The following is a 9,423-nucleotide window of genomic DNA, read 5'->3' on the forward strand; positions in this document are numbered from 1 at the left end:
CTCCGATAAGATCGCTTTTGTGATGCTGTCAGTAGATGAAGGGGGCAAAGGCAAGGTGAAGAAGTTCATCGAGCGCAAGGGCTTTACCTTCCCGGTCTACATGCCGGCCGGGCCGCTGCCCAGGGAGTTTTACTCGCAGGCCATCCCCACCACCTTTATCATTTCGCCGGAAGGCCGGATTGTAGCCCGGCAGGAAGGCATGGCCGAGTATGACACCCCCGAGGTGCGCAAGTTTCTGCAAAGCATGGTGAAGTAAGCCTGAAGTACTCCAACACCCCTGTCATGAACATGAAAAAACGTCTGGTACTGATCCTGTTGCCTCTGGGCCTGGCCGCCTGCTCGGGAGAATCTGCCCCAGTGGATGCTGCCCCAATGGAGGTTGGCGCAGTGGAGACTGCCGCAGTGGAGACTGCCGCAGCGGATGCTGGTACGCCTGCTGCGGGGGAGCAAGCCCCTGGTATCCAAACCCTCAGCAGCGCAGATGCAAAGCGCCTGCTGGAAGGGGGTGGCGTTGCCATACTGGACATCCGCACCCCGCAGGAATGGGCCGGCGGCCGGCTAAAGGGGGCACAGCTGCTGAACTATTATGCGCCCGATTTTGCCCGGCAGCTGCAGGCCCTGGACCGTAGCCAGTCCTATCTGCTTTACTGTGCGGTAGGCGGCCGGAGCCGCGAGGCCGCAAGGCTGATGCAGCAGCTGGGGTTTCAGCGGGTATACGATGCTACTGAAGGCTTTGCGGGTCTGAAAAGGGCGGGTGTGCCGCTAGAGTAGCGTTCATTCATTCCAAACAGGCTTTCACTTATGGAAAAATACTGGAACCTCTTTGTTTCGTCTTTTACCGATTATGGCGGCTACCTCTGGCGTGAAATACTCTATCCCAGCTGGGGCAATTATTTCTACTGGCTCATCGGGCTATCGCTTTTCTTCTGGCTGCTGGAGGTAGTAGTGCCCTGGCGGCAGCACCAGGCAAAGATCCGGCAGGATTTCTGGCTCGATGGCTTCTATATGTTCTTCAACTTCTTCCTCTTTTCACTGGTAGGCTTCAATGCCATTTCCAACATAGGGGTAGAAGCCTTTAATGATTTTCTGGCCCTCTTTGGCATAGAAAATTTGGTGGCGTTTGAGATCTGGTCCTGGCCGGTGTGGGCGCAGCTGCTTACCCTGTTTGTTGTGCGGGATTTTATTCAGTGGAATGTGCACCGCCTGCTGCACCGTTCCGAGTTTTTGTGGAAGTTTCATAAAGTGCATCACTCGGTACAGCAAATGGGCTTTGCCGCACACCTGCGCTTTCACTGGGGCGAAACAGTGGTGTACCGCAGCCTGGAGTATATACCCCTTGCCATGATCGGTTTTGGCATACAGGATTTCTTTCTGGTGCACATCTTCGCCACGGCCATCGGGCACTTTAACCACGCCAACATCCGCCTGCCGCTGGGGCCGCTGCGCTACCTGTTCAATAATCCGCAGATGCACATCTGGCACCACGCCAAAGAAATGCCGCGCCGTTACGGAGCCAATTACGGCATTAGCCTGAGCCTGTGGGATTATCTCTTTGGCACCGTCTACATGCCCGAGGATGGCCGGGACATTGCCCTGGGGTTTGAGGAAGTGGAGCACTACCCCAACTCCTTTCTGGAGCAGCAGTGGCAGCCCTTCCGGGAAGGCCGGCCCCATCCGCCGCGCAAGGCAGGCCTGCAGGAGGCAGAAGCCCCTGCCGCGGCGGCTGCTGTGGAGGCGCCGCCCTTGGAAACTACCCCTTTGCCCATGAATAAGCCAGCCTGAGGCCTCACAGCCTGGCAGGGCTTTTTCAGGCCTGGCATCTGCGCCATTTTTGAGTGCTGCTACAGCCCGGGATCAGCTCCCTTACGCTGTGCCTCAACTAATGGAGCGGAACCCCTGTGTGCGTTCATGAGCGTACGTACCCCTTGTTGTTATTTTCTAAAGCACCCCTTTTTAGGACAATTAATGTATATCCAATGCACATCTATAGATCACCTCTTTTCGTTTCGATCCTTGCCCTTATCGGCCTGATTTCCCTGGCTGGCTGCCAGCGCACCCCTGCGCAGGAGCACCCCCCTGCCGCCGATACCGAAGGGGTGGAAACCATTACCATTCTGCAGACGGCTGACATTCACGGGCAACTGCTGCCGCACCAGGAATTCTTTATTGAAGACGGGGAGTTCGTGTTTAAAGAGCGTGGCGGTGTGGCCCACATCCAGACCATTTTCAAGCAGGTAAAAGCCGAAAATCCGGGCGGTACCGTCATCGTGGATGGCGGCGACCTGATCCAGGGCTCAGCCGTGGCGGCCCTGTCAGAAGGGGCTGTGTTTGGCCCGGTGATCAGTGCCATGGACTATGACTTTCTGATTCCCGGCAACTGGGAGGTGATCTTTGGCAGCCAGAAGATGCAGCAAGTGCTGGCCTCTTACGGCAAGCCGGTGGTATGCGCCAATATCTACGATGAAGCCAGCGGCAAGGGGCTCTATCCGCCTTATCTGGTAAAAGAGGTAAAGGGAGTGAAGCTGGGCTTTATCTCCTACAACGACCCCGAGGTGCCCATTCGCCAGAACCCCACCTTTAGCAAGGGATTGGTCTTTAAGGGAGTAGAGGATAACCTGCAGGCGCTGATAAAAGAGCTGAAAGAAGAGCAGGGGGTAGACATCCTGTTTCTGGTGACGCACATCGGCATTTCCAAGCAGCTCTACCTGGCCGATCAGGAGGTACTGAAAGGGGTGGATTTTATTCTGGGCAACGATACGCATGAGCGCATCCGGCAGCCGATCCAGCGCAAGTATGCTCAGGTGGTAGAGCCCGGCGCCTTTGCCTCTTTTGTAGGCCGGCTGGATCTGGACGTAAAGAGGGGTAAGATTGTAGGCCAGCGCTACGAACTCCTTGATGTAGACCCTGCCAGATACCCCGCCGATCCGGCCGTGCAAAAAGTGGTGGAAGAGCAGATGGCCCCTTATAAGGAGCAGATGGAGCAGGTGCTGGGCTATACCACCACCCCCCTGTACCGCTACCTGGTGGTCGAAAATCCCATGGACAACATGATCACCGATGCGCTGCGCTGGAAAACCGGGGCCGACATTGCCATCTCCAACGGCTTTCGTTTCAGCACCCCCATTGTGCCCGATGCTTCCGGCAGGGCACCCATTACCTATAGCGATGTCTGGAACATGCTACCCGTCAATGAGCGGGTAAAGCTGGGCAAAGCCACCGGCAGGCAGGTCCGGGACTGGATGGAGCAGGAGCTGCATAATGTGTTTGCCGAAAAGCCCCTGGAGCGCTTTGGCGGCTGGGTGCTTCGCTTTTCCGGTATGGAGATGCACTTTAACGCCAATGCTCCCCGGGGCCGGCGGGTGCAGTCCATTACAGTGGGTGGTCAGCCGCTGGACCCGGACCGCCTCTACACCCTGGCCGCCTGCCGCCGGAGCGGCGAGCCCGAGCACATGCTGTGCCGCATGCCCCATGCGCAGGACCCGCAGGTGCTGGACTATACCGTGCATGATGTGCTGGAGGAATACCTGAAGGAAAAAGGAACCGTTGCGCCCACAACCGATGGCCGGGCCCGGGCGCTGGACCTGGAAGATCCGGTACTGTCGCAGCTGCCCCATGTGGATTATGTGTTCAGATAACGCATAGGGGGTTGGCCAAACAGGAAGGGCAGGGAGCAATCACTGCCTTTTTTGATGCAGCACCCGCTGCCTGAACTTGTTCCCTCCTCAGGAGTTAGAGTAAAGAAAACAGCCTACCCCATGAAGCCGATTGTTCTCCTGCTGGCCAATACCCTGAGTCTCCTTGTTACACTGGCGGTTAACTATGGGGCAGGTACCGGGGCCTTAACCAACACCTCCATTGGGGAGATTAGCGACCGTTACCCCACCCTGCTTACGCCGGCCGGTTGGGCGTTTTCTATCTGGGGGCTTATTTATTTGCTTTTGATCCTGTTTACCGCCTATCAATGGGTGGCCTGGAAGAAAGGCAGAACCGATGAATCGCTGAAGCCGGCAGGCATCTGGTTTCTGCTCGTAAACCTGGCCAATGCCCTGTGGGTGGTGGTCTGGCTCAACGAATGGCTTGGCCTGTCGGTACTCCTCATCTTTCTGCTCTTGTTCTGCCTGATCATGCTGGTCCTTCGCCTTCGGCTGGAGGTATGGGATGCGCCGCTGCGGATCATACTCTTTGTATGGTGGCCCATTTGTATCTACACCGGCTGGATTACGCTGGCGAGCATCACCAACGTTTCGGTCTGGCTAAAAAGCCTGCAGTGGGATCCGCTGTTGCTGTCGGCGGGGGGCTGGGCCCTGCTGCTGGTAGTGGTGGCGGGTTTGCTCTACCTCTTTCTTACCTGGAAACGTAACATGCGGGAAGCGGCCCTGGTGGGCGTATGGGGGCTATCGGCCATTGCCTACAAGCAGTGGAACAACGCAGAAGCCGTTGCCATTATCTGCCTGGTCGTAGCGCTTCTTGTTTTCCTGTCGGCTGCCTACCATGGCTACAAAAACAGGCATGCATCTCCCTTTTTCAGCTAGGCTGTGCCGGATGGGTCCGGGCAGCCTCTGTTGGTTAAAAGGCCGGGCGGGCGGGCTGCTTAGGGAGCATCATGCCAGTGCCCATGCTCGGGCGACCAAACTTTGCCTGGAGGCGCCTCACCGGGCGCCTGATTTTCGGTAGTCTGAATGTTCATAAAGGAGACAATGAAGATCAGGACAATGCCCACGATCACCAGGCCCATGATAATCTTGCTGGAGGTAGCAGTTCCTTTTTTTTCTTCCAGCTGTTGGTGGCAGTTTTTATACTTTTTGCCACTGCCGCAGGGGCAGGGGTCATTTCTACCGATTTGTCCCATCTTCTTGCTTATGTGTTCCTTACAGCTATCTGTTTTTACAAAAGTAAGGCAGGAACCTGAAAGTAGCCCTCTTTTTCCCTCCTATTCCCTACCGAATGCTCCTAAACCGTAAAACCCTGCGGATACCTCCTTTATTGTACTAAGGCCGTGTCTGATGAATGCTTTTTTGGGCCAAAAGGTATTCTCAGACACAGCTTAATTCTTGAGCGATATAGAGGGATTTTCAAATGCTGCAAGAGTAATGGGAAGGTACCTCCTAAACAACTGCCGACAAGCCTACATACGTATTTGGCAGCAGGAGGCGTTACCATAGATGAATTTGTTCTGTTAAGCGAAAGGGGGTAAGGCGTTGTGCCATACCCCCTTTTTTGTTGTCGTCTACAGTTTTGTGCAGACCACCCGCTCTACTAGTTCTTGTCGATAAACTCTTCCAGGCCATCCCGCACATATACAACATTGCGGCCCAGCTCTACCAGTTTGCGGTTTTCAAGCTGCTTCAGCAGGCGGGACACTACCTCGCGGGAGGTGCCCAGCTCGCTGGCAATCTCCTGGTGGGTCATGTTGAGCTCGTTGGTCCTGGTCTGCTTTGCCTTTACGGCCAGGTACTTGAGCAAGCGCTGGTCCATCTTTTTAAAGGCCAGATCGTCGATGGCCTGAAACATGGATTGAAAGCGTTTCTGGTAGGTAAGCGACACAAAATCTTTCCACTGGCGGAACTCATGGCTCCACTCCTCATGCTTGCGAGCGGGCACGGCCAGTATTTTGGTTTTTTCTTCGGCCACCGCTTTTATGTCACTGGGATTCATAATGCTGCAGCAGGTAAGGGAAACGGCACAGGTTTCGCCCCCTTCTATATAATATAGAAACAGCTCATGCCCCTCGTCGTTGGTCCGCAGCACTTTAATGGTGCCCTCCAGCACCACCGGCACCATTTTGATGTACTGGCCCGGCTCAATAATGGCCTGTCCGGCCTCAAACTCCATAATATGGGCATGCTTTTCAATCTCGGCCAGCAGCTGGGGATCGGTAATGGTGGGAAGGTGGATATCCATTTGGTGTTCTGGAGATAAAAGATCTATCGTTAATAACATGCAATCAGTGGCTCTGTTGTGAGGAGTAAGTGCTCTTCTATTTTCGGATAGCACCCTACAGATTACACAAACTGGAACACATCATGCAATACTACCACAACAAAGTACTCAAAGGCGTTGGTTTCGATCAGGCCACCAGCAAAGGTACGGAATCTCTGAAAGAGGAAGGCTTTGGTCGGGCTGTCGCCGCGGCATTTTAACGGAATTGATGTACAGGCCACCATAAAGAAGAAACTGGATGTGGAGTACAGGCCCTGCCGGATTCTGGGCGCCTGCAATCTTTTACTTTCAAGAGCATACCGGAAGAAGCTTTATGCTACTTCAAATTAGCTACAGATTTCAGGCATAGCTTAGCAGAAATTTAATCACTTAGTTGCAAACGTTATGATGAAATCAAGCATGTTACTCTTGTCGGTGCTGTTCCTGAGCGCTTTTTCCTGCCAGGATGAGCTAGCCCAAAAAGATGTGCCGGAGCCGGTAGTTGCGGGTCTTGCCGCTACATTTCCGGAAGCCTCCCAGGTAGAATGGGAAAAGGAAGGGGATAATTATGAGGCTGAATTTATGCTCAACAGTCTGGAGCACGAGGCGCTGCTGAATGCATCGGGCAGTGTGCTTAAATACAAGCATGAGCTGGCAGTACCAGACCTGCCTGAGGCGGTAGCGGCAGCCATTCAGCAGCACTATCCCGATAGGCAGATCTCCGATCCCGAGAAGCTGCATCAGGAAGATCAGATGTATTACCAGGTAGAACTTGAGAATGAGAGCGAAGAAATTAAGCTGGTCTTTGCTGAAAACGGACAGGAACAAAAAGAAGCGGTTTACTGGGATTAATTTCCCTCATGCACCTAAACAGGTGCCCTGGTAGTATACGGGGCACCTGTTTACATATAGGGGGTGGGCCCGGCTAGGGCGCCAGCGGCTTATTGCAGGGCCAGGCTTTTGCGGATGCGGCTGAGCGATTCGGGCGTTATGCCCAGATAGGCAGCAATCATTTTCTGGGGCAGCCGCAGGGCCAGCGAGGGGTAAGTCCTGATAAAGGAAAGGTAGCGCTGCTCGCCCGAAGCACTCAGATGGCTTACCAGGCGCTTCTGAAAAGAGTGTAGTCTGTTGAGCTGCAGCTTGGCCGAAAAGTCGGCGGCGCCGGGCACCAGCCGGCCAAACTCGGGAAAAAACTGCGGATCCAGCGCCAGGTAGCTGGTATCTTCCAGGGCATCAATAAAATACAGGGCGGGCTCTTTTTTCAGCAGGCTTACTTGTTCGGAGATCCACCAGTTTTCCGGTGCAAACTGGATGATATGCTCCTTGCCGCCCTCATCAATCACATAGCTGCGCAGGCACCCCTGTACCACAAAGCAGGTGTAGGTACAAATTTCGCCTACCCGCAGCAGTATTTTACCCTTCTCGGCCTGGCGTGGGCTAATCAGGGGGGCGAGTAACTGCAGCTGCTCATCACTCAGGGGCAGAAAGCTGCGCAGGTAAGAGGCAAAGGCTTCAGGGATCATTGTGTGAGGGTGGCTGGGCTTCAGTTCTAAAACTGGCTGGTTCGCGCTAATGGGAAAAGTGTGGCAAGGGGTGCCAGCAGCTCAAGATACGCCATCTAGAACTGAACAGCAAGGCCGGCAGCCCTGGCAAAAAAAAGAGAGGTGCTGGCTTTCTTATCATACATCAAGGCACAGGGCTTGAAAAGGCTGCACTTTTGTATCAGCGATTGACCATACGCCATGAAGCGACGAGAGTTTATACACCTTCTATCCGGAGCAGCAGCCATGACTACCCTATCTGCCTTTAAACAGTTTACCAGTGCCCTACCGCAGCAGGAGTCCCTTATGCCGGTGCTTTTTGTAGGCCATGGCTCTCCCATGAATGCCATAGAAGACAATGAATTTAGCCAGCGCTGGCGCAGCATGGGCCGTGAGATGCCCACCCCCAAGGCTATTTTGGTGGTATCGGCACACTGGCTTACCCGGGGTACACATATTACGGCCATGCCGGCGCCTAAAACCATTCATGATTTTGGCGGATTTCCGGCCCGGCTGCATCAGGCTCAGTATCCGGCTCCGGGCAATCCTGCGCTGGCAAAAGAGATTGCTTCGTTACTAACAACAAGCCCTGTAGGCCTGGACCACGACTGGGGCCTTGATCATGGCGCCTGGTCCATTGCCATGCAAATGTTTCCCGAGGCCACCATTCCGGTGCTGCAGCTAAGCATCGATTACCATAAACCGGCAGCGTATCACTACGCCCTGGCCAAAGAACTGGCTCCGCTGCGCAAAAAGGGGGTGCTGATACTGGCCAGCGGAAATATGGTCCATAACCTGCGCATGCTGAAGATGCCTGCCGATGGTTCTGGCGATCTAAACCAGCCTTTTGGCTATGACTGGGCACTTGAGATGAACGAGCTGTTCAAGGAAAAGATCAGCGGGGGCGATCATCAGACCCTGATCCACTATGAAAAGCTCCATAAAGATGCCCGGCTGGGCATACCAACGCCAGATCACTATTATCCGCTGCTGTATGCGCTGCCTTTGCAGGGAAAACATGAGGCCCTGAGCTTCTTCAACGATAAGGTAGTAGCCGGTGCCATTACCATGACCTCGGTGAAGATTGGCTAAACCAGCAAATTACCCCCTGCGCTGCCGAAACAGACCCATCTTTATACTTTAATAATTTTATCAATTCTATTTATAATCAGTAATCCTATGAAAATCACTTCTTATTTCTTCGCCCTACTGGCCACCCTGGCCTTTACTACTACCCAGCTTGCTGCCCAAAGCGGAGCAGCCAGATCCTTATCTGCCGATACCCAAAAGTCCAGCCTGGTGTGGACGGGTAAAAAAATAGGCGGTGAGCATACCGGCACCATTGGTCTGGCCTCCGGCAGCCTGCTGGTGGAGCGCAACAAACTGGTGGGAGGTGCTTTTGAGATTGACATGACCAGTATCACCAATACGGACATAGCTGATGCCGGCTACAATGCCAAGCTTATAGGCCACCTGAAATCTGACGATTTCTTTGGGGTTGAAAAGTATCCAAAAGCGCTTTTCAGCATCACCAAAGCTACGCCTATAGCCGGCGCTAAAGCAGGTGCCAACAACTACCAGATAACTGGCAGGCTTACCATTAAGGGCAAAACCGATACCATTACCTTTCCAGCCGCTGTGACAATTACAGGTAATGCAGCCGAAGCTCTGGCCAGAATTACGGTAGACCGCAGCAAGTTTGATGTACGCTATGGCTCCCCCTCCTTCTTTGCCGACCTGGGCGACAAAGCCATTGACAATGAGTTTATCATTGACCTGAAGCTGCAGACCACCGCTACCGGCAGCACCGCTACTGCTACCGGCCGCTAGGGGGATGCAGGCCTGTATCCTGCTGCATCCGCAGCTGGTCAAAAACCAGCGGCCTTACTCCCCGGCTTCTGGCTTGCATACAGCATAGTAAACATGAATCATCCCGCATTTTCGTCAGAATGACTACTAAAAA

The 9,423-nt window shown here is 54.0% G+C and carries 13 protein-coding genes; 9 read left to right on the forward strand and 4 right to left on the reverse strand.

The features are described from left to right. The 5 genes from ADICEAN_RS18640 to ADICEAN_RS18660 all read left to right on the forward strand — a co-directional run. Positions 1-256: TlpA family protein disulfide reductase (locus ADICEAN_RS18640; RefSeq protein ID WP_040398199.1), on the forward strand; the 256-nt coding region annotated here is incomplete at its 5' end. A gap of 32 nt (positions 257-288) precedes the next feature. After that, positions 289-771 carry a rhodanese-like domain-containing protein gene (locus tag ADICEAN_RS18645; RefSeq protein ID WP_161622736.1) on the forward strand — a complete coding sequence of 161 codons (483 nt, stop codon included), beginning with the start codon at positions 289-291 and terminating at the stop codon, positions 769-771. Positions 772-801: 30 nt separating this feature from the next. Beyond that, positions 802-1,782 (forward strand): sterol desaturase family protein, encoded by a 981-nt coding sequence (locus ADICEAN_RS18650; RefSeq protein WP_009197219.1) that lies wholly within the window; start codon positions 802-804, stop codon positions 1,780-1,782. Positions 1,783-1,976: 194 nt separating this feature from the next. After that, positions 1,977-3,635: a bifunctional metallophosphatase/5'-nucleotidase gene (locus ADICEAN_RS18655; RefSeq protein ID WP_009197220.1), complete on the forward strand. Its 1,659-nt coding sequence runs from the start codon at positions 1,977-1,979 to the stop codon at positions 3,633-3,635. Positions 3,636-3,755: 120 nt separating this feature from the next. Next, positions 3,756-4,532 carry a hypothetical protein gene (locus ADICEAN_RS18660; protein WP_009197221.1) on the forward strand — a complete coding sequence of 259 codons (777 nt, stop codon included), beginning with the start codon at positions 3,756-3,758 and terminating at the stop codon, positions 4,530-4,532. Positions 4,533-4,591: 59 nt separating this feature from the next. On the opposite strand, the gene ADICEAN_RS18665 is transcribed toward ADICEAN_RS18660, so the two are convergent. The 3 genes from ADICEAN_RS18665 to ADICEAN_RS22880 all read right to left on the reverse strand — a co-directional run bounded on the left by ADICEAN_RS18665 (position 4,592) and on the right by ADICEAN_RS22880 (position 6,164). Continuing rightward, on the reverse strand, positions 4,592-4,849 hold the full coding sequence (locus tag ADICEAN_RS18665) for an SEC-C metal-binding domain-containing protein (RefSeq protein WP_009197222.1): 258 nt from the start codon (positions 4,847-4,849) through the stop codon (positions 4,592-4,594). Positions 4,850-5,256: 407 nt separating this feature from the next. Continuing rightward, positions 5,257-5,901: a Crp/Fnr family transcriptional regulator gene (locus ADICEAN_RS18670; protein ID WP_009197223.1), complete on the reverse strand. Its 645-nt coding sequence runs from the start codon at positions 5,899-5,901 to the stop codon at positions 5,257-5,259. Positions 5,902-6,002: 101 nt separating this feature from the next. Beyond that, the gene (locus ADICEAN_RS22880) at positions 6,003-6,164 is read right to left on the reverse strand and encodes a hypothetical protein (RefSeq protein ID WP_009197224.1); all 162 of its coding nucleotides are present in this window, start codon (positions 6,162-6,164) and stop codon (positions 6,003-6,005) included. Between the two features lie 16 nt (positions 6,165-6,180). Here ADICEAN_RS22880 and ADICEAN_RS23985 point away from each other — a divergent pair, with 16 nt between their 5' ends. Together ADICEAN_RS23985 and ADICEAN_RS18680 are read left to right on the forward strand one after the other, a co-directional pair. After that, on the forward strand, positions 6,181-6,270 hold the full coding sequence (locus ADICEAN_RS23985) for a hypothetical protein (RefSeq protein WP_201766038.1): 90 nt from the start codon (positions 6,181-6,183) through the stop codon (positions 6,268-6,270). A 54-nt stretch (positions 6,271-6,324) separates the two neighbouring features. Next, positions 6,325-6,771, forward strand: coding sequence for a PepSY-like domain-containing protein (locus ADICEAN_RS18680; RefSeq protein WP_009197225.1), 447 nt, complete (start codon positions 6,325-6,327; stop codon positions 6,769-6,771). Positions 6,772-6,860: 89 nt separating this feature from the next. Here the strand turns inward: ADICEAN_RS18680 and ADICEAN_RS18685 are convergent, their stop codons facing one another. Further along, on the reverse strand, positions 6,861-7,442 hold the full coding sequence (locus ADICEAN_RS18685) for a Crp/Fnr family transcriptional regulator (protein ID WP_009197226.1): 582 nt from the start codon (positions 7,440-7,442) through the stop codon (positions 6,861-6,863). 264 nt (positions 7,443-7,706) lie between these two features. On the opposite strand from ADICEAN_RS18685, the gene ygiD reads away from it, so the two are divergent. Both ygiD and ADICEAN_RS18695 read left to right on the forward strand, forming a co-directional pair. Continuing rightward, on the forward strand, positions 7,707-8,552 hold the full coding sequence (gene ygiD, locus ADICEAN_RS18690) for a 4,5-DOPA-extradiol-dioxygenase (RefSeq protein WP_009197227.1): 846 nt from the start codon (positions 7,707-7,709) through the stop codon (positions 8,550-8,552). Between the two features lie 87 nt (positions 8,553-8,639). Continuing rightward, positions 8,640-9,290, forward strand: a complete 651-nt coding sequence (locus ADICEAN_RS18695) for a YceI family protein (RefSeq protein WP_009197228.1) — start codon at positions 8,640-8,642, stop codon at positions 9,288-9,290. The last annotated feature ends 133 nt before the right edge of the window (positions 9,291-9,423 follow it).

It is taken from the genome of Cesiribacter andamanensis AMV16, from assembly GCF_000348925.1.
Classification (GTDB): domain Bacteria; phylum Bacteroidota; class Bacteroidia; order Cytophagales; family Cyclobacteriaceae; genus Cesiribacter; species Cesiribacter andamanensis.

Coding starts and splice junctions, on each gene's coding strand:
- ADICEAN_RS18645 (WP_161622736.1), top strand. CDS start 289: ATGAAAAAACGTCTGGTACTGATCCTGTTGCCTCTGGGCCTGGCCGCC.
- ADICEAN_RS18650 (WP_009197219.1), top strand. CDS start 802: ATGGAAAAATACTGGAACCTCTTTGTTTCGTCTTTTACCGATTATGGC.
- ADICEAN_RS18655 (WP_009197220.1), top strand. CDS start 1,977: ATGCACATCTATAGATCACCTCTTTTCGTTTCGATCCTTGCCCTTATC.
- ADICEAN_RS18660 (WP_009197221.1), top strand. CDS start 3,756: ATGAAGCCGATTGTTCTCCTGCTGGCCAATACCCTGAGTCTCCTTGTT.
- ADICEAN_RS18665 (WP_009197222.1), bottom strand. CDS start 4,849: ATGGGACAAATCGGTAGAAATGACCCCTGCCCCTGCGGCAGTGGCAAA.
- ADICEAN_RS18670 (WP_009197223.1), bottom strand. CDS start 5,901: ATGGATATCCACCTTCCCACCATTACCGATCCCCAGCTGCTGGCCGAG.
- ADICEAN_RS22880 (WP_009197224.1), bottom strand. CDS start 6,164: ATGGTGGCCTGTACATCAATTCCGTTAAAATGCCGCGGCGACAGCCCG.
- ADICEAN_RS18680 (WP_009197225.1), top strand. CDS start 6,325: ATGATGAAATCAAGCATGTTACTCTTGTCGGTGCTGTTCCTGAGCGCT.
- ADICEAN_RS18685 (WP_009197226.1), bottom strand. CDS start 7,442: ATGATCCCTGAAGCCTTTGCCTCTTACCTGCGCAGCTTTCTGCCCCTG.
- ygiD (WP_009197227.1), top strand. CDS start 7,707: ATGACTACCCTATCTGCCTTTAAACAGTTTACCAGTGCCCTACCGCAG.
- ADICEAN_RS18695 (WP_009197228.1), top strand. CDS start 8,640: ATGAAAATCACTTCTTATTTCTTCGCCCTACTGGCCACCCTGGCCTTT.